Annotated in this window: 16 protein-coding genes and 1 pseudogene; 11 read left to right on the top strand and 6 right to left on the bottom strand. The window is 59.1% G+C overall.

The window, feature by feature from the left end; all coding sequences use genetic code 11:
- Nucleotides 1-912 carry a LysR family transcriptional regulator gene (locus ACJ8HT_RS16375; RefSeq protein WP_197653484.1) on the bottom strand — a complete coding sequence of 304 codons (912 nt, stop codon included), beginning with the start codon at nt 910-912 and terminating at the stop codon, nt 1-3.
- 151 nt (nt 913-1,063) lie between these two features.
- On the opposite strand from ACJ8HT_RS16375, the gene ACJ8HT_RS16370 reads away from it, so the two are divergent.
- Nucleotides 1,064-1,984, top strand: coding sequence for an alpha/beta hydrolase (locus ACJ8HT_RS16370; RefSeq protein ID WP_194572615.1), 921 nt, complete (start codon nt 1,064-1,066; stop codon nt 1,982-1,984).
- Nucleotides 1,985-2,026: 42 nt separating this feature from the next.
- Here the strand turns inward: ACJ8HT_RS16370 and ACJ8HT_RS16365 are convergent, their stop codons facing one another.
- Together ACJ8HT_RS16365 and ACJ8HT_RS16360 are read right to left on the bottom strand one after the other, a co-directional pair.
- Complete coding sequence (locus tag ACJ8HT_RS16365; RefSeq protein ID WP_197653485.1) at nt 2,027-3,196, bottom strand: cupin domain-containing protein; 1,170 nt, start codon at nt 3,194-3,196, stop codon at nt 2,027-2,029.
- Nucleotides 3,197-3,486: 290 nt separating this feature from the next.
- The gene (locus ACJ8HT_RS16360) at nt 3,487-4,398 is read right to left on the bottom strand and encodes a LysR family transcriptional regulator (protein ID WP_100395832.1); all 912 of its coding nucleotides are present in this window, start codon (nt 4,396-4,398) and stop codon (nt 3,487-3,489) included.
- A gap of 103 nt (nt 4,399-4,501) precedes the next feature.
- On the opposite strand from ACJ8HT_RS16360, the gene ACJ8HT_RS16355 reads away from it, so the two are divergent.
- Nucleotides 4,502-5,068, top strand: a complete 567-nt coding sequence (locus tag ACJ8HT_RS16355) for a chromate transporter (protein ID WP_033634481.1) — start codon at nt 4,502-4,504, stop codon at nt 5,066-5,068.
- Nucleotides 5,065-5,586, top strand: coding sequence for a chromate transporter (locus ACJ8HT_RS16350; RefSeq protein ID WP_060440697.1), 522 nt, complete (start codon nt 5,065-5,067; stop codon nt 5,584-5,586). Before ACJ8HT_RS16355 ends, ACJ8HT_RS16350 begins: the two co-directional genes overlap by 4 nt.
- 4 nt (nt 5,587-5,590) lie before the next feature.
- On the opposite strand, the gene ACJ8HT_RS16345 is transcribed toward ACJ8HT_RS16350, so the two are convergent.
- On the bottom strand, nt 5,591-5,944 hold the full coding sequence (locus ACJ8HT_RS16345) for an AprI/Inh family metalloprotease inhibitor (protein ID WP_197653486.1): 354 nt from the start codon (nt 5,942-5,944) through the stop codon (nt 5,591-5,593).
- Between the two features lie 411 nt (nt 5,945-6,355).
- Here ACJ8HT_RS16345 and ACJ8HT_RS16340 point away from each other — a divergent pair, with 411 nt between their 5' ends.
- Nucleotides 6,356-7,972, top strand: a complete 1,617-nt coding sequence (locus tag ACJ8HT_RS16340) for a serralysin family metalloprotease (protein WP_197653487.1) — start codon at nt 6,356-6,358, stop codon at nt 7,970-7,972.
- A 42-nt stretch (nt 7,973-8,014) separates the two neighbouring features.
- On the opposite strand, the gene ACJ8HT_RS16335 is transcribed toward ACJ8HT_RS16340, so the two are convergent.
- Both ACJ8HT_RS16335 and ACJ8HT_RS16330 read right to left on the bottom strand, forming a co-directional pair.
- Nucleotides 8,015-8,665, bottom strand: coding sequence for a dihydrofolate reductase family protein (locus tag ACJ8HT_RS16335; protein WP_195873673.1), 651 nt, complete (start codon nt 8,663-8,665; stop codon nt 8,015-8,017).
- 69 nt (nt 8,666-8,734) lie between these two features.
- The gene (locus ACJ8HT_RS16330; protein ID WP_194571583.1) at nt 8,735-9,736 is read right to left on the bottom strand and encodes an alpha/beta fold hydrolase; all 1,002 of its coding nucleotides are present in this window, start codon (nt 9,734-9,736) and stop codon (nt 8,735-8,737) included.
- A gap of 234 nt (nt 9,737-9,970) precedes the next feature.
- Here ACJ8HT_RS16330 and ACJ8HT_RS16325 point away from each other — a divergent pair, with 234 nt between their 5' ends.
- From ACJ8HT_RS16325 to ACJ8HT_RS16295, 7 genes and pseudogenes are all read left to right on the top strand, one after another.
- Entirely contained in the window at nt 9,971-10,402 is a 432-nt protein-coding gene (locus ACJ8HT_RS16325; protein ID WP_033655257.1) for a DcrB-related protein, read from the top strand.
- A 31-nt stretch (nt 10,403-10,433) separates the two neighbouring features.
- Nucleotides 10,434-14,729, top strand: coding sequence for an RHS repeat-associated core domain-containing protein (locus tag ACJ8HT_RS16320; RefSeq protein ID WP_206190087.1), 4,296 nt, complete (start codon nt 10,434-10,436; stop codon nt 14,727-14,729).
- Nucleotides 14,729-15,079, top strand: a complete 351-nt coding sequence (locus ACJ8HT_RS16315; RefSeq protein ID WP_038874581.1) for a DUF7716 domain-containing protein — start codon at nt 14,729-14,731, stop codon at nt 15,077-15,079. The genes ACJ8HT_RS16320 and ACJ8HT_RS16315 overlap by 1 nt, the downstream gene beginning before the upstream one ends.
- A gap of 307 nt (nt 15,080-15,386) precedes the next feature.
- A pseudogene (locus ACJ8HT_RS16310) lies at nt 15,387-16,158 on the top strand (RHS repeat-associated core domain-containing protein); the annotation flags it as partial.
- 1 nt (nt 16,159) lies between these two features.
- Complete coding sequence (locus ACJ8HT_RS16305; protein WP_244664455.1) at nt 16,160-16,495, top strand: hypothetical protein; 336 nt, start codon at nt 16,160-16,162, stop codon at nt 16,493-16,495.
- A 395-nt stretch (nt 16,496-16,890) separates the two neighbouring features.
- Nucleotides 16,891-17,220: a hypothetical protein gene (locus ACJ8HT_RS16300; RefSeq protein WP_341534843.1), complete on the top strand. Its 330-nt coding sequence runs from the start codon at nt 16,891-16,893 to the stop codon at nt 17,218-17,220.
- A gap of 209 nt (nt 17,221-17,429) precedes the next feature.
- The gene (locus ACJ8HT_RS16295) at nt 17,430-17,807 is read left to right on the top strand and encodes a hypothetical protein (protein ID WP_197653569.1); all 378 of its coding nucleotides are present in this window, start codon (nt 17,430-17,432) and stop codon (nt 17,805-17,807) included.
- Nucleotides 17,808-17,948 lie beyond the last annotated feature (141 nt).

The raw sequence follows: 17,948 nt of genomic DNA, 5'->3' as shown, positions 1-17,948 counted from the left end.
TTAGCCTGCGCGCTTCTCGACCAGAAAGTCCAGCAGCGCCCTGACCTTGGAAGACATGTGCTCACGGGAGGGGATATACAGGTAGAAGCCGGGAAACGGCTGCGACCAGGGCTGCAGGATCCGCACCAGTTCACCGCGTTCCACCAGCGCCTTCACGGCGAAATCAAAGTGCTGAATAATGCCGACATGCTGCAACGCGGCGCGGATCATGCCGTCGTCGTCGTTGGTAATCATGCTGCCTTGCGGCTCGACGGAAAAGGTATGGCGCGCGTGCCGCTCAAGGGTGGAAAACTCCCATTGATAAATGGCGCCGCTGGTTGCGTGGCGAAAAGCGATGCAGTTGTGGTTGACCAGATCCGCCGGCGTGGCGGGCGTGCCGTAACGGCTGAGGTATTGCGGCGTGGCCACCACCACCAGTTCCACCTGCGGGGTGATGGGGATCGCCACCATATGCTCGGCGAGGCTTTCACCCAGCCGCACGCCGGCGTCGTAGCCTTCGGAAATGATGCTGGCCATGCCGTCGTCCATCACCAGCTCAAGCTTCAGTCTGGGATAGCGCGCCAGAAATTCGCCAATATGCGGTTCGATAAAGTGCTTGGCGGCCGTGCGCGAGGCGTTTATCCGCAGCAGCCCCGCCGGCTCGTGGCGGCTCTCTTCCAGCGTGCTGACGGCGTGTTCGATCGCGTTGAGGGCGGGCGCCAGAGCCTCGAGCAGGCGTTGTCCTTCCTCCGTGAGCGACATATCGCGGGTGGTGCGGTAGAGCAGCTTGAGATTCAGCTGTTTTTCCAGCGCCTTTAGATTTTGCGACAGCGCGGCGCGGGAAACGCCCATTTGGGCCGCCGCTTTGGTGAAGCTGCGGTGCTGCGCGATATGCGCGAACCACGCCAGTGAGGGAAGCAGGGAAGGATCCATCGAGACGCTCCGCATTGTAAATCACAGCTTAACACTGTAGTCCATTCCCTGTGCTTCTCAAAGAACAATACGACGTCTAAAGTGATCGTTATCCCAGCGGAAGCGATGCCGAGCGCGTTTCCCGAGCCAGCAACCCTGTGAGGAACTCATGATGAAAACGGTCAAAATCAAGCGTCAGTATTGGGACATCGCGGCGGATATCCATTTCCCACCGGATTTCGACGAGCGGAAAAAGTACCCGACGATCATCAGCGCCCACCCGATCGGCAGCTGCAAAGAGCAGACCTCGGGCAATGTCTATGGCGCGGCGCTGGCGAAAGCCGGCTTTGTGGTCATCGCATTCGACGCCAGCTTCCAGGGTGAGAGCGGTGGCGAACCGCGCTTTATCGAAGATCCCGCTCAGCGCGTGGAAGATTTTCGCGTCGTGACCGATTATCTGGTGACGCTGGACTACGTTGACGACCAGCGTATCGGCGTGCTCGGTATCTGCGGCGGCGGCGGTTACGCCATCAACGCTACGATGACGGAGCGGCGCATCAAAGCGGTGGCGACCATCACCGGCGCCAACTATGGCCGGGTGATGCGCGAGGGCGTGTTGGCCAATGGCGATCCAGTGGCTTTTCTGGAGGATATTGCCCGGCAGCGCACCGCAGAGGCGCGCGGCGCGGCGTTGCGCGTGGACGTAGGCCTGTACCCGAGCGTTGAGGCGGCGCAACAAGACGGTGCCGATATCGATCTGCGCGAGGCGACGGAATACTACCGGACGGCGCGCGGCGAGAAGCCGAACGGCGTAAACAAGACGCTGTATTCCCATAACGCGGTGGCCGTGGGTTGGGATGCGTTCCACCTGGCGGAAGTGCTGCTGACCCAGCCGCTGTTGGTGATCGTCGGCAGCAAACCCGGCCTGTTCGGCGCGTTGCGCGACGGCTATGAGATCGTGCGCCGCGCCAAATCGCAGCACAAAGAGCTGGTGGTGGTGGAAGGCTGGTCGCATTACGATCTCTACGACAAACCGGAGCCGGTAGCCCAGGCGCTGGAGAAGCTGGTGCCGTTTTTTAACGCCACGCTGTAAGCGCAGGCCGGAGGGCGAGGGAGTCTCTCCCTCGCCGTGGCGTCAGCGGCTGCGCCGTGACATGACCCGCTTGTCTTTCGGCCGATCCTGCCAGTCCTCAACCTGATTGTTGAAGTTATCCGCCAGCAGGTAGGCCGGGGTTTTCGCCAACCAGTCGGACAACGAAATATCCTGATAAATGCCGTTGTCCATCACGATCAGCACTTTCAAATCCTCATCGCCGATGTTCTCGATGTAATGGCCGAAGCCCTGCGGCACGTAACCGACGTCCGAAGGGGCATACTCTTCCGTCTGCGCGTGGCCGTGTGAGCTGAACACCGTCATGCGGCCCTTACCGGCAATATAGTATTGCCATTCGTTGGCATTGGGGTGCCAGTGCAATTCCCGAATCGCGCCGGGTTTCACGATCTCGATGATGCCGGTCATGGTGGTGGAAATGGGAAACTCTTTCGATGACACCAAATGCACGCTGCCGGCGTCATTTTCAAAGAACGGCTTTTGCTTCATTAATTCATAGCGGTGGGTCAGCGGGGCGTTATTTAATCCGCCGTCGTTTTTCGGTAATGGCAAAGTGGGCGGAACGGCGCCGCCAACAATATAGGCCTCACCCTGTTTGGCCTTGGAAAATACCGCTGCCGGCATGTCGACGCTTTTTTCCAATACCTCTTTCGGCATATGCGCCACCCAGTCGGTGATGCTGAAGGTGCCGAATTCGGAGAAATGGCCGTTATCGAACGCCAGAATAAAATGCGCGCCGTCTGCCAGCGCCTGAATGGAATGGCCGTAGCCTTTTGGGAAATACCACACGTCGCCGGGCCCGAAATCCGCCACTTCGCATTTGCCCTCGGGATCGAGGATGGTGATGCGCGCATGGCCTTCCAGCATAAACGCCCATTCGGCGGCGATTGCGTGCCAGTGCAGCTCGCGCACGCCGCCCGGCTCCAGCGTCATGTCGACGCCCGCCACGCCTTCGGAGATTGGAAACTGCTCGACGGTGGCCTCGCGCGCCCAGCCGCTGGGCAGGCTGCGTTTCTTGCTGTCGGTGAATTTGTACTTATAGAGATGCTGCGCATTAGCAGGCGGCTGATAGCTGCTGGGGGGCACGATATTGCGATGGTCGTCGGCAGCGGCATTTTTAGCGATGCCGCCGATCATGCCGGCGGCCGCTGCGCTGACGGCGGAGACTTTCAATATATCACGACGCGATAGCATAGCGTTTTCTCCAATATAAAACCGTGCGCCCGCAGAGGCAGGCGACAAGGAAGGCGCGAGCGCCATTGAAATGATTTTTTGTCATCGGCGGGAACAGGCTGTGACCCTTAAATCCTAGTGGCTGGAATTTATTGGGTAGGCGCTTATTTGTTTGCGTTTGTTACTAAGTGAGAGCGGGTTTGATTAATTCCCCGGAAGTTGAATAGTCATTAATTGGAATTAATTTTAGTCGCCGACCGGTTTAAATAAATAATAAACGAACGGCATTTTTTATTGGCCGTTCGGGCTTTTTATGACTGCCCCACGGTCTCCAGCACCAGTTGCCGAAAGCGCTCGACGATCGGCGAAGCCGGGCTGCGGCGCAGCGCCAGGTAAAGTGGGGCGCTGAGCTGCGCTTCTTCGGCGAGGGTGCGGTAGACGATGCCGTCGCCGCCCAGCCGCCGCATTGAGCCGGGCACCACTGACAGCCCCAGCCCGGCGCCGACCAGGCTGAGGGTGGCCGGCAGGCGCGGCGCTTCCTGCACGATGCGCGGGCTGAAGCCGGCGCGGTGGCAGGCGGCCAAGATGGCGTCGTACAGCCCCTGGCCGGCCGGGCGGCGATAGAGAATAAACGCCTCGTGGGCCAGTTCGGCCAGCGGCAGCGGCTGCTGCGTTTCTTGTGCCAGCCGGTGGCCCAGCGGCAGGGCGACGATCATCGGCTCGCTGAGCACCGGCTCCACGCTCAGGCCGGGAATGCCGCTGGCCGGCGAGCGCACAAAGGCGGCGTCGAGGCGCTGTTCCAGCAACGCCTCCATCAGTTCGCCGCTGCCGGCTTCTTCCAGCTGGGTGGTGATGCCCGGCAGGATGTCGCGGTAGCGGCGCAGCAGGTTGGGCACGAACGGGTGCAGCGCGGCGGAGCTGGTGAAGCCGATGGCGATGTGCCCCTGCTCGCCGCGAGCGGCGCGCTGCACCGCTTCGCGCAGGCGTTCGGCGCGCGCCAGCAAGGCGCGGGCCTCTTCGAACAGCACGCCGCCGGCTTCGGTGACGCGCACGCCGCGCGGCAGGCGCTGCAACAAGGTGACGCCCAGTTCATCTTCCAGCCCCTGCAGCAGGCGGGTCAGCGGCGGCTGCTGGATAAACAGCCGCTCGGCAGCGCGGGTGATGTTGCCTTCTTCCACCACGGTGACGAATGCCCGCAGGCGACGCAGTTCGATCATAGCCATACCTCAAAGGTATCTTTAGTTGTTCCGGAATGCATTAGACATCATGGCACGGCGGCGCGCATGATACCAGACATCAAAACAAGCGATGTGGAATGGCAATGTCATGTCAGATATCAATACGTTAAAACCGCACCCGGCGGCAGCGCCGGGCAACGCGGAGCTGTTTGTGGGCTTTCTGTGGCTGGGGCTGATCGGCTTCGGCGGCGTGCTGCCGCTGGCGCGCAGTATGCTGGTGGAGCGCCGGCGCTGGTTGAGCGGCGAACAGTTCACCGAGCTGCTCGGGCTGTGCCAGTTCCTGCCCGGCGGCAACGTGATCAACCTGTCGGTGGCGGTGGGGATGGAGTTTCGCGGGCTGCGCGGCGCGCTGTGCGCCTTGCTGGGCCTCATCAGCGCGCCGACGGCGATCGTGGTGGGGTTGGGCGTGGTCTACGCCCGCTTCCAAAACGATCCGCATGTGCAGCATGTGTTCGCCGGGCTGGCCGCCGCCGCCGCCGGGCTGCTGCTGTCGACCGGGATCAAGATGCTGCTGCCGCTGCGCGGCAAATGGCCGGCGCTGGCGATCGTCGCGCTGGCCTTGATCGCCATCGCCTGGCTGCGCCTGCCGCTGTTGCCGACCATGCTGGTGCTGGCGCCGCTGAGCATTCTGCTGATGTGGCGGTGGCCGTCATGAGCGGGGTTTTGATTGCGCTGGCGCTGATCTTCACCGAGCTCTCTCTGCTGGCGTTTGGTGGCGGGATGACCATTTTGCCGGAGATGCAGCGGCAGGTGGTGGAAGTGCATCAATGGATGAGCGCCCAGGAGTTCAGCGCGCTGTTCGCCATGGCGCAGGCCGCACCGGGGCCGAACATGATGATCGTGCCGCTGGTCGGCTGGCATGTGGCCGGCTGGGCGGGGCTGTTGGTTTCTTCGGTCGCCAAGTTCGGGCCGTCTTCCATCGTCACGCTGCTGGTGATGGGCGCCTGGCGGCGCTTTAAGGATCGCCCGTGGCGCCGCATCGTGCAGGCCGGGCTGGTGCCGCTGACCGTGGGGCTGGTGGCGGCCAGCGGTATCTTGATCGCCGAGGCTTCCGCGCCCAGCTGGCGGCTGGCGGCGATCGTGGCGCTGGCGACGGGATTGAGCATGAGCAAGCGCCTCCATCCGCTGTGGGTGCTGGCGGGCGGCGCGCTGCTCGGGTTGCTGTTGGCCTGAGGGATTAGCGCGGGATCAGCACAAAGCGCGAAGGGCCGCCGCGATCGATCAGCTCATAGCGCTTTGGCGCGGTCAGGGCCAGAAACGCCACCATGCCGCCTTCGGCGTCGGTCAGCGTCATGCCGTCCGGCGTCGGCCGCCAGGCGACCGGTAACGTTTGCAGCGCCAGCGGCTGCAGGCACTGGGCGGAGGCGCTGAAGCGGAAGGCGTTGGTGTTGGCCACCGCTTCGTCGCTCAGCTGCACCTCGCAGACGGTTTTACCGTCGCCGATGGCGGCGAGCTGCCAGTCGCCCTTCAGCGCGGCGGGTTCCAGCAACGGCAGTGAACTGCTCAGGGCACTGCTGCACAATACGCTCATAACGACTCCTGTCAGGCTGGCGCGGCGCAAGGCGCGCATAAGGAAATGGGTTGGCATCGGGTCACTCCTTTCGGCTGTCCGTCCACACCTTAGCACGTTCCCAGCGGGATGATGAGGCAAGGATTAGGTTTTTTAATCCTCGATAATTCTGATCTAAGCGGCGATAACATGCCCATAAAGACGAGTCATTAGCCCGCCGATACGCTTATCTTTCTCATTAATACTTCGCTAATACAAATCGTTATGATTATTTCCGTCTTAACGCCCGGCGCGATGATGCGCGGCGGCGTGGGCTCGCGCCGTCGGGGTTAATTACTATACTGGTCAATCCTAAGCCCTGGCTTAGATTAGAACGACTGATGAATAGTCTTACAAAGCGAGTGGATTCCTACTGTGTAAAAGGAGAATGCAATGAGCAGTCGCCACAACGATATTTTGCAAGATGACGATGAGTTCACCAGCCTGTCCGCCACATCCCCCAACGATCATAACTATCAGTTTTACTATCACCAGCCCGGCAGCCTCTATGATGGGTTAGGGTACGGCGCGCTGTTTACGCTGGACAACGCCAACCTGTACAGCAACCAGCGCGGCGGAGCCGCCATTAACAACTTGGGTAAAATCCGCGATAACTTCAGCTTCGATCGCGCCGCCGATCAGCTGACGCGGCCGGGCCTGACGCACAACGGCGATCAGGTCTATCACCAGCCGGTGGCGCTGACCTATTCCTTCCTGACGCAGAGCGCGCTGAACCGCATCGGCCAGACCGGTGACGGTGACAAGGGGCTGCAACCGCTGACTCAGGCGGCGCAGGCACAGGCGCTGAAATCGATGCAGGCGTGGGCCGACGTGGCGAACGTGACCTTTACCGAGGCGGCGTCCACCGATATCAACCACCGCGCGGACATCACCTTCGCGTACTTCACCCAGCGCGCCGACGGCAGCACCGCCGCCGGTAGCGGCCCGAATGCCATCAACGCGTACGCCTATTACCCGCCGAGCTCTAAGCCGGGCAGCGATAACGCCTTTGCCGGCACGGTGTGGTTCAACAAAAACTTTGCCACCCATCAGGCGCCGGTTAGCGGCGACTTCAGCAGCCAGACCTTCACCCACGAGCTGGGGCATGCCCTGGGGCTGGCGCACCCGGGATCTTATGACGCCTCGTTGGGCAACCCGAGCTACCAGAACGATGCCGCTTACTATCAGGATTCGTTGCAATACTCGATCATGAGCTATTTCAACGCTGGTTATACCGGCGCCGACACCAAAGGGGTGTATGGCTATGGCCCGATGGTGGATGACATCGCCGCGATCCAAAAATTGTACGGCGCCAATATGAGCACCCGCACCGGCGACACGGTGTACGGCTTCAACTCCAACACCGGGCGCGATTTCCTGACCGCCACGGCGGACAACGGCAAACCGGTCAACTTCGCGGTGTGGGACGCCGGCGGCAACGACACGCTGGACTTCTCCGGCTACAGCCAGCAGCAAATGATCAACCTGAACGACGGCGCGTTCTCCAGCGTAGGCGGCGGCACGCAGAACGTCGCCATCGCGCGCGGGGCGATCATCGAGAACGCCATCGGCGGCAGCGGGCGCGATGTGATCATCGGCAACGATCAGGACAACCTGCTGGCGGGCAACGCCGGTTCGGACATCCTGTACGGTGGGATGGGGGCGGATCATCTGTGGGGCGGCAAAGATGCCAACAACTTCACCGACTATTTCGTCTATCTCAATGCCAAAGAGTCCACGGTGGCGGCGTTCGACGTGATTGAAGACTTCGAGCACGGCATCGACAAGATCGATCTCTCCGGCCTGCGCTTCAACAACAGCCTGAGCGAGCTGCGCTTTATCGACAGCGGCAGCGCCTTCAGCGGCCAGAAAGGCGAGATCCAGCTCAACTTCGACGCCTTCAACGGCACCACCGATCTGCTGATGAACACCCAGAGCAACAGCTACGCCGCCGACTTCAAGATCCATGTGGTCGGGCAGGTGGAGCAGAGCGATATTCTGTTTGCCTGAGGGCGATGAAGGAAAAGAGAAAAGGGCCGAACGGCCCTTTTTTTACGGCTGGGCCGCCGCCGCGTTTTCCGCCACGAAGGAGCCGGTCGTTACTGCGCCGGCGCGGCGATAGTGGGCCGCGATCACGCCGCCGGGCGAGACCATTGATTGGGCCAGCGTAAAGGCCGCCGGCGCCGCGTTGTCATCAAACAGCCGCTTGCCGCTGCCGAGCAGCACCGGGTAGGTGAGCAGGCGCAATTCGTCCACCAGATCGTTGGCCAGCAGCTGTTGCATCAGCGTGCTGCTGCCCTGCACCAGCAGCACCGGCCCCTGGGTGCGCTTCAGCTCGCGCAGCCGGGCGATGATGTCCCGCCCCAGCCACTGGCTGTTCTGCCACGCCAGCGTCTCGCCGTGGTGGGTGGCGACGTACTTGGTGGCCTGATTGAATACGCGGGCGATATCGGCGGAAAACGGATCGGCCTCGTCGGTGATCTGCGGCCAGTAGCCGGCGAAAATATCGTAGGTGCGCCGCCCCAGCAGCAAATCGAACGGCGCGGAGAAAAGATCGCCCATCGTTTCCGCGATGGCGTCATCCCAGTAGGGGGCTGTCCAGCCGCCGAAGCGAAAGCCGCCGCTGCGATCTTCGTCCTGCCCGCCCGGCGCCTGCATCACGCCGTCGAGGCTGACGAAGGCGCTGGCAATAATCTGTCGCATGGCTGTCTCCTGCCGTTGAGTGCCAGCTGAAAGTTTAGCCGCCGCGCGGCGGCTGCGCCAACCGGCCGCTCAGGGCTGCAGCGCCTTGAGCAGTGCCTGATGGAAACGCTCCGGCTCCTCCATTTGCGGCGCGTGGCCCAGCCCGGCGAACTCGATCAGCGTGGCGTGCGGGATCAGCTTCGCCGCCTGTTTGCCCAGCTCCGCGTAGTGGCCGATCCCGGCCTTGACCGCCGGCGGGGCGATATCGCTGCCGATGGCGGTGGTGTCGGCGGTGCCGATCATCAAGGTGGTGGGCGTTTGCAGATCCTTGAACTCGTAGTACACCGGCTGGGTGAAGATCATGTCGTAGATCAGCGCCGAGTTCCACGCCACCAGGCGATGGCCCGGCCCGTTGTTCAGCCCGGCCAGCATATCCACCCAGCGATCGTACTCCGGCTTCCAGCGGCCGCCGTAGTAGGTGCGCTGCTCATAGTTGCGGATGCCCTCGGCGGAGGTGTTCAGCTCGCGCTCGAACCATTGATCGACGCTGCGCCACGGCACGCCTTTGGCCTTCCAGTCCTCGAGGCCGATCGGGTTGACCATGACCAATTGCTCCACTGCCTGCGGATACATCAGGCTGTAGCGCGTGGCCAGCATGCCGCCGGTGGAGTGGCCGATGACGATGGCCCGGCTGATTTTCAGGTTCTGCAGCAGGCCGTGGGTGTTTTGCGCCAGCTGTTGGAAGCTGTACTGGTAATGCGCAGGTTTGGTGGAGGAGCAAAAGCCGATTTGATCCGGCGCGATGACGCGGTAGCCGGCCTTGCTCAGCGCCTTGATGGTGTCCTGCCAGGTGGCGGCGCAGAAGTTTTTACCGTGCAGCAACAGCGCGGTGCGGCCGTTGGCGGCGCCTTCCGGCGGCACGTCCATATAGCCCATTTTTAACGGCTGCCCCTGCGAGGTGAAACTGAACTGCTGCAACGGATAAGGGTAGTGAAAACCCTGCAGCTCCGGGCCGAACTTCGGCGTTTCTGCGGCGGCGGGGAACGCGGCCAGCGTGGCGCACAGCAGCGCGCTACGGGTGAATCTCAGCATCCTGATCTCCTGAAAAACGGACGATAGCCGAGTATAGCCATAATCAGGGCGTCGGCGCGCCGATGGTTTCAGATAATTCTGTAATGTTACGGCCCGATCCCGGGCAAGGTTCCGGTCACGGCCTTGCACACAGTGAACGCGGTCACGCCGCGCAACATTGGCGGTGCCTGATGGTTTTATTTCAAGGCTAAGTTATGCGATGCTTAAGCATTATTTATGCAAAAGGATCCTCGCATGTCCGCTTTATCCCGCTGCGCTTTCAGCGAAGGCAGCGTCGCTTTGCCGGAAGGCTATGCCGATCGCACCGTCAACGTGCTGTTGGCCGGCGATGATGTTTCCCCCTCAATCAATATTTCCCGCGATGCGCTGCAGCCGGCGGAAAACCTGGAAGGCTACGTCACCCGCCAGCTCGATGCGCTGGCGCAGGGGCTGAAAGGCTGGGCGTTTAAAAGCCGCGAGCCGGCGACGCTGGGCGATGGATTAACCGCCGGTGAATGGGTGCGCGCCAGCTACCTGCGCGACGGCAAACGCATCTGGCAAAACCAGGCGGTGTTCGCGCTGGCGGAGGGCCGGGTGCTGGTGTTCACCCTGGCGATGGCGCGCAAGCTGACGCCGCAAGATGACGCCCTGCTGCAGCAGGTGCTGAGCAGCTACCGGGCGGCATAACGATGAACTCTTCACGTAAAAGGACCTTACGATGACCGAAGCGGCCCGCGTCGGCGATACCATCGGGCATTCCCATGCCCTGGCCGGCATGATTGCCGGCACCCTTGTCGGCGGCCTGATCGCCGCCGCAGGCGCGGTGGCGGCGGGTGCGCTGTTCGTCGCCGGCCTGGCGGCTTCCTGTATTGGCGTTGGCGTGTTGCTCATCGGCGCCAGCCTGGCGGTGGGGTATCTCACCGGGGAGGCGGCCACCGCGGCGCGCGACGGCATTGCCGACGCCGGTGCCGGTAGCCTGACCCCCAAAGGCAATATCGTCACCGGCTCCCCCAACGTCTTCATCAACGGCAAACCCGCCGCGCTCGCCACCAACAGCCAGGTGGCCTGCAGCGACGACGGCCCGAGCATGCAGATGGCGCAGGGTTCCGACAAGGTCAGCATCAACGGCCAGCCCGCCTCGCGCGTGGGGGACAAAACCAACTGCGACGCGCAGGTGATGGAAGGCTCGCCCAACGTGTTTATCGGCGGCGGCACCGTCACCACCTTGCCGATCAAGCCCGAAGTGCCGGATTGGCTGTACAAGGTCTCTGATCTGACGCTGCTGTTCGCCGGCCTGGTGGGCGGTGTGGGGGGCGCCGCCGGCAAACTGGGGGCGCTCGGCAAACTGCTGGGCAAGCTGCCCGGCATCAACAAGCTGGCGCGCATCGCCTGCCGCGCCGGCACCCTGATGACCGCCACCGCCGCCGTCGGCATTATCGCCCGGCCGGTGGATATCGTCAGCGGCCAGAAATTCCTCGACGGCGAAGACGATCTCGATTTCGTGCTGCCTTCGCGCCTGCCGGTCGCCTGGCAGCGCTATTGGCGCAGCGGCAACCCCGGCGACGGCGTACTGGGCCGCGGCTGGAACCTGTTCTGGGAGAGCAGCCTGCAGCCGTATCAGGACGGCCTGGTATGGCGCGCGCCTTCCGGCGACTTCGTCGCTTTCCCCAGGGTGCCGCGCGGCCACAAAACCTACTGCGAAGCCGAAAAATGCTGGCTGATGCACAACGACGACGGCAGCTGGCAGCTGTTTGACGTCGGCGAACAGATTTTCCACTACCCGCCGCTGGCGGGCGACCAGCCGAGCCGGCTCAGCATGATCACCGACGCCATCGGCAACGCTACCTCGCTGTTTTACGACGACGAGGGGTTGCTGAGCGAACTGGTGGACAGCGCCGGGCAGCGCCTGATGTGCCGCTATGCGCAGGGCCGCCTGCGCGAAGTGGCGCTGCAAACCGCCGAAGGCGAACGGACGCTGGCGCGCTACGGCTACGATGAGCAGGGCCAACTGACGACGGTGAGCAACCGCTCCGGTGAGGTAACGCGCCGTTTTGGCTGGCGCGACGGCCTGATGATCAGCCACCAGGACGCCGCCGGGTTGCTGAACGAATACCAATGGCAAGAGATCGACGGCGTGCCGCGCGTGACGGCCTACCGCAACAGCGCCGGGGAATCCCTGGAGTTCGGCTATGACTTCGCCGGCGGGCGCCGCAGCGCGGTGCGCGGCGACGGCAAGCGCGCGGAGTGGCGGCTGGATGACGACGACAACGTGGCGCAGTACACCGATTTCGACCAGCGCCGCTACGGTTTTATCTACCAACGCGGCGAGCTGTGCAGCGTGCTGCTGCCCGGCGGCGCGCAGCGCCAGAGCGAATGGGACTCTTACGGCCGCCTGCTGTCGGAGACCGATCCGCTCGGCCGCGTGACGCGCTATCAATATTCGCGCAACAGCGGCCGGCTGTTCGCCGTCGCGTACCCGGACGGCAGCAGCGAAGCGCAGCACTGGGACACGCTGGGGCGCCCGACGCGCTATGTCGATGCCCTGGGCAATGCCACGCTGTACCGCTATCCGGATGACGAAGAGAGCCTGCCGGCCGGCGTGATCGACGCGCTGGGCGGGGAAGTGAAGCTGGAGTGGGACGCCCGCGGCCAGCTGACGCGTTACACCGACTGTTCCGGCAGCGTGACGGCTTATACCTACGATGCGCTGGGGCAACTGACGGCGCAGACCGATGCCGAAGGCCACCAGACGCGCTACCGGTGGGATAACGGCGGGCGCCTGCACACCCTGATCCACCCGGACGGCGGCGAAGAGCGCTTTAACTGGAATGCGCACGGCCAGCTGGCCGAACATCAGGACGCGCTGGGCAGCCTGACCCGCTGGCAGTACAACGCCCTGGGGCTGCCGGTCAGCATCACCGACCGCATTAACCGCACCCGGCGCTATCACTACAGCCCGCAGGGCTGGCTGACGCGGCTGGAGAACGGCAACGGCGGCGAATACCGCTTCAGCTACGATGCGGTGGGCCGCGTGCTGGCCGAAGAGCGCCCGGACGACACCCGCCACTATTATCGCTACGGCGCGGCCGGGCTGTTGGAGGAGCACCGCGAGGTCGGCCTGCCGGGCAGCGCGGGCGAGCTGACGCAGCGCGAACAGCGCTTCCGCTTCGACGAGGCGGGGCAGCTGGTCTGGCGCGGCAACGCCAGCGCGGAATGGCATTATCGCTTCGACGCCATGGGGCGGCTGCGCGAGCTGAACCGCCTGCCAACGGCGAGCGGCGCGGCGCTGGGCATCGAACCGGACAGCGTGCAGATGCGCTATGACGCCGCCGGGCGGCTGCTCGGCGAGCAGGGCGTGAACGGCGAGCTGCAATACCAGTGGGATGCGCTGGCCAACCTGCAGGCGCTGACGCTGCCGCAGGGCGATCGCCTGCAGTGGCTGTATTACGGCTCCGGCCACGCCAGCGCCATTAAATTCAACCAGCAGGTGGTGAGCGAATTCACCCGCGATCGCCTGCACCGGGAAACCGGCCGCAGCCAGGGGGCGCTGCAGCAGCAGCGGCGTTACGACGCCATGGGCCGCCGCAGCTGGCAGAGCAGCGCCTTCGGCCACGACAAACTGACCCGGCCGGAAGACGGCGTGCTGTGGCGCGCTTATCGCTACACCGGCCGCGGCGAGCTCGCCGGGGTGAGCGATGCGCTGCGCGGCGAAGTGCACTACGGTTACGACGCCGAAGGCCGCCTGCTGCAACACCGCGAACCCAATCAGGGCAAACCGGGCGTGCGGCTGGTGTACGATCTGGCGGATAACCTGCTGGGCGAGCGCAGCCCGCAGAGCGACATCGACGCGCACCTGCCGCTGGCGCCGATCGCCGATAACCGGCTGACGCACTGGCAAAAACTGTTTTACCGTTACGACGCCTGGGGCAACCTGATCAGCCGGCGCAACGGCCTGTACGAACAGCACTACCGCTACGACGCCGACAATCGGCTGGTGCAGGCGTACGGCCGCGGCCCGCAGGGCGAATTCGAGGCGCAGTACCATTACGATGCGCTGGGCCGCCGCAACCGCAAGGCGGTGCGCTACAAGGGCAAAACCGAACAGACGACCCGTTTCCTGTGGCAGGGTTACCGGTTGTTGCAGGAGCAGCGCGACGACGGCAGCCGCCGCAGCTGGAGCTACGATCCGGCCAGCCCGTGGAGCCCGCTGGCGGCGCTGGAGCAGGCGGGCGACAGCCGCTCGGCAGATATTTACTGGTATCACACCGATCTGAACAGCGCACCGCTGGAGGTGACCGACGCGGCGGGCAACCTGTGCTGGTCCGGGCAATACGACACCTTCGGCAAGCTGCAGGGCCAGACGGTGGCCGGCGCGGCGAAGCGGCAGGGCGTGCAATATCAGCAGCCGCTGCGCTACGCCGGGCAATATCAGGACGACGAAAGCGGCCTGCACTACAACCTGTTCCGCTACTACGAACCCGAGGTGGGGCGTTTCACCACGCAGGATCCGATAGGGCTGCGCGGCGGGTTGAACCTGTATCAGTATGCGCCGAACCCGCTGATGTGGGTGGATCCGTTGGGGCTTTCCAACCGACCAAATAACGGTAAATACCATATATTCCAAGAGCATACTATTGCTCCAGGGAATATTTACTCCAGTGATGCTGTTCAATTTAATCGTGCAAACACAGAGTTTATTGCTCGGATGGACGCCGATCCTTCTTTCCGGCGAGATATGTTGGGCCGATACCCGGAATTGGGAGAATGGATGAAAAACCCGAATAAAGCTTCGAGCCCGCCAGTATTAACATGGCATCATCATGAAGATGTTGGTCGCTTGGTGTTGGTTGATCGTGTAGATCATGCAGACAATCACGCTCTTTATCATCCTACGGGTAAAGGAGGACGAGAAATGTGGGGTGGAGGAGAGCCAGGGAGACGAGGTAAGCTGGATGGCGCCACGGGTAATCCTAAGCCAAGCGGAGCCAGGAGAAGATCAAAAGGGGGATGCTAATGAAAGAACTAGAGTATATGACGCCTTACAGGCTAGAAGATCTAATTATTAAAATCGTTCAAGAGGGTTATATAAAGGATAATTTCTGCCTTTATACCAAAGAGTACGAGGCAATTGCGACACTTGAGCTGACATGCTATCTCGAACGTTATCCAGAGGTTAGTGATGATGATGAAGAAGTTTATCCTGACTATGTTGAACAAAATGAGTTGGAGCTATTCTTTTATGGAGATCAATTCATGGATGTGCTCAGAAGTGCACTGAATCAAAAGCCAAGTGCAACTGTGGATGAGCTTATATCAGCATTGAATTATTACTTGGAGAATGATGCTTTCATCACGTTTTCCTAGGTGTAATAACCTTCGCTCTCCAGTAAAGATTTTTGCTGCATTTCTGAATGTCCTATAGCACTCCTGCGTGGATTCTATCCACGCAGGAGTGCACACCATGAAAACCAATACGTTGATAGGTCCAATAGCCTCGATGGCTAATTGATAGTTGTACCACTTAATGTCTCAGTTCCGCCGACTGGGCCACTGTAACCAAGGGTGATACCGTGAGGCCAGTAACGGAGTGGGCGGTAGCATGTTAAAAAGAGCAATAAGTTCTGAGATCTAGTGATTTTGACGTTGCTGTTTCACATCCTGAGGTATATCAAAAAGCCGCAAGGCGGTGCGCTACAAGGGCAAAACCGAACAGACGACCCGTTTCCTGTGGCAGGGTTACCGGTTGCTGCAGGAGCAGCACGACGACGGCAGCCGCCGCAGCTGGAGCTACGATCCGGCCAGCCCGTGGAGCCCGCTGGCGGCGCTGGAGCAGGCGGGCGACAGCCGCTCGGCAGATATTTACTGGTATCACACCGATCTGAACAGCGCGCCGCTGGAAGTGACCGAAGCGGCAGGGCGCGCAATATCAGCAGCCGCTGCGCTACGCCGGGCAATATCAGGACGACGAAAGCGGCCTGCACTACAACCTGTTCCGCTACTACGAACCCGAGGTGGGGCGTTTTACCACGCAGGATCCGATAGGGTTGCGCGGCGGGTTGAACCTTTATCAGTATGCGCCGAACCCGCTGATGTGGGTGGATCCGTTTGGGTTGAGTAATTTCTTTACACTGGTTGTGTTCAGTGCGCCATCAGGGAGTACTCATACTGTTTATCAACAAGAGATTGATTGGGAGCTTCCTGTTAATACGAGGAATGGTGTTAAGACTACTAAACAAAATGGATTAGGTTCACTATTTGAGCTTTCAGCAGATACACATCAGAAGTATTATGGTACAAATGCACTACATCCTCATTTACCAAACCAACATCCGATAAATCCTGTTAACAGGGATGCTTTTAATGGCGATCGTGATGGCTACTGGCGTCAGCGTGGTGAAAATGAATTGCGCAAACGAAATTTGAAATCTAATTGCAGGGGGTAATATGTTATCTAAAAATATTGTAGTGCATCTTAAGAATAAAGGCTGGTGGTTCGATGATGCATCTGAAGACTACAAGAAAGCCCTTGAGAAATTAGGGGTTGAGCCATCATCTGATATTTCTTTATTTTACTCCCATGCGGAAGATGGGCCTGCTTTTTACAGTCGGAAAAAAGAAATATATCAATTGGGATGGTTTTTACTAAATTCAAACTATGAGTTTGACTTGAAGAGATGTCATGAAGTCCTTGGGTTGCCGAAATCATTTATTCCACTTGACAGCTTCGAGGGGGAAACTGGTTTTTTTACAACAAAGAAACTGGTGAGGTGGTTGACTTAGCTTTAGGTGAGAAGTTGCAAGATTTTAAAAATGGGCGGTTGAAACCTCAATGGAAAGATTTCAACTTATTTTTAGAATGGTTCTTTGAGCTGTAAGTGACAAGCCCGTAAGCTCAATTTTTTCGGGTTTTCATTGGAAACAATGGCTTTCAACAAAATTAAGGGTTGTGTTGAGTGTTGTCTGACGGTGGGGAATAAGTAACTATATTTATAACACCCTGCTTTCAGACAACACCTGGTTTATATGAGGAAATTAAATTGTGAGTAGGTAATCTCCAGTTCTTTAAAAACAAAGAATCATAGAGGTTAAATATTCTAGGTGTCCGGGTACTATGTGCGTTGAATTCGAAAGAAGTAAATTGACCTTTAATCAGATTAAGGCAAGGGGGAGCTGTGGTGGATGAAAATAAAAAGAAAATAATTGTTACTCAGGCTGAGATTAGTGCACTGAAGAAGCTTATCATGTATGTTAAGTTTTCTTGTGATGATGTTGAGTCATTAGAGTATGCTGGTGGTTATGCAATCAATAGTTTCTTTGATAAGTTGATTGCTATTGATTATCTTGGAGAGTTTGAACGAAAGTTTTATGACATACAAAATCCGGATAATGAGATTGCAGTAATGAGCAAAATCAATAAATATCAACATGATTCTTTAAATGAAATGAGTGACGAGACTATGAGGGAAGTCTTTAAACAATGTCTTCATCCATTTAAACCAAGATAAAGTATATTAATAGGAGGGTAATACTCTCTCTTACTAACCACATAGTTTGAAGAGTTTATAAGCCTCCTGTGGCAGCACTGTCGGTTTTCGCAGGAGTGATGTGACAACGGCGACTGTTCGGCGGATATATGCTGATGTTACATTGATTGAATTAGTGCGTTATTGGAAGTAAGTGACACGGCGTATAACCTGGGCGGGTAATGATTAATATGTTTGAAAATAATAGATTAATTGACAAGCTAGTGTTTTTGAATGAATCCAATAAAAATGAAAGTGTCACTGTGAATTTTTATTCTTGGGTCCATACTATTTATGGAGTGATTATTTTTTATGGAAGAAAAAGTGAAGAGGAAGCAAGTTACATAATTAACAATACACATATGTTTACAACCCCACCTAAGAATTTCATGGAGGCTTGTATGTTAGGTCATGAGGATGAGTATTATTGGGGTATGGTAATGTCACATGGTGATAGATATTTTGAGAAGGGTTTTCCTCGTACAGCACCGGATGATTATTATGAATGGGAGGAGGGTTATATAAAAGATCACCAGCTTGAGAGAAACACTCTGGTTTTTAATGATTAAAACAAGTGATGTTGTTAGAGCCGGCAATTCTCAGTCGCTTCTAAATGTCTAGAGTAAAAAAGTATCTAAAAGCAGGTTTGATAATTTTGAAATATCCATTCATAAACATTGATAAATCATTTAATATTACGGTATCTAACG

The sequence above is a fragment of the Serratia sp. CY44782 genome (genome assembly GCF_052168715.1).
In the GTDB taxonomy this organism is placed as follows: domain Bacteria; phylum Pseudomonadota; class Gammaproteobacteria; order Enterobacterales; family Enterobacteriaceae; genus Serratia; species Serratia nevei.
This window is presented reverse-complemented; position numbering and strand designations above follow the sequence as displayed.

Coding starts and splice junctions, on each gene's coding strand:
- ACJ8HT_RS16320 (WP_206190087.1), top strand. CDS start 10,434: ATGACCGAAGCGGCCCGCGTCGGCGATACCATCGGGCATTCCCATGCC.
- ACJ8HT_RS16355 (WP_033634481.1), top strand. CDS start 4,502: ATGTCAGATATCAATACGTTAAAACCGCACCCGGCGGCAGCGCCGGGC.
- ACJ8HT_RS16305 (WP_244664455.1), top strand. CDS start 16,160: ATGTTATCTAAAAATATTGTAGTGCATCTTAAGAATAAAGGCTGGTGG.
- ACJ8HT_RS16325 (WP_033655257.1), top strand. CDS start 9,971: ATGTCCGCTTTATCCCGCTGCGCTTTCAGCGAAGGCAGCGTCGCTTTG.
- ACJ8HT_RS16330 (WP_194571583.1), bottom strand. CDS start 9,736: ATGCTGAGATTCACCCGTAGCGCGCTGCTGTGCGCCACGCTGGCCGCG.
- ACJ8HT_RS16295 (WP_197653569.1), top strand. CDS start 17,430: ATGTTTGAAAATAATAGATTAATTGACAAGCTAGTGTTTTTGAATGAA.
- ACJ8HT_RS16365 (WP_197653485.1), bottom strand. CDS start 3,196: ATGCTATCGCGTCGTGATATATTGAAAGTCTCCGCCGTCAGCGCAGCG.
- ACJ8HT_RS16315 (WP_038874581.1), top strand. CDS start 14,729: ATGAAAGAACTAGAGTATATGACGCCTTACAGGCTAGAAGATCTAATT.
- ACJ8HT_RS16370 (WP_194572615.1), top strand. CDS start 1,064: ATGAAAACGGTCAAAATCAAGCGTCAGTATTGGGACATCGCGGCGGAT.
- ACJ8HT_RS16350 (WP_060440697.1), top strand. CDS start 5,065: ATGAGCGGGGTTTTGATTGCGCTGGCGCTGATCTTCACCGAGCTCTCT.
- ACJ8HT_RS16345 (WP_197653486.1), bottom strand. CDS start 5,944: ATGAGCGTATTGTGCAGCAGTGCCCTGAGCAGTTCACTGCCGTTGCTG.
- ACJ8HT_RS16360 (WP_100395832.1), bottom strand. CDS start 4,398: ATGGCTATGATCGAACTGCGTCGCCTGCGGGCATTCGTCACCGTGGTG.
- ACJ8HT_RS16375 (WP_197653484.1), bottom strand. CDS start 912: ATGGATCCTTCCCTGCTTCCCTCACTGGCGTGGTTCGCGCATATCGCG.
- ACJ8HT_RS16340 (WP_197653487.1), top strand. CDS start 6,356: ATGAGCAGTCGCCACAACGATATTTTGCAAGATGACGATGAGTTCACC.
- ACJ8HT_RS16335 (WP_195873673.1), bottom strand. CDS start 8,665: ATGCGACAGATTATTGCCAGCGCCTTCGTCAGCCTCGACGGCGTGATG.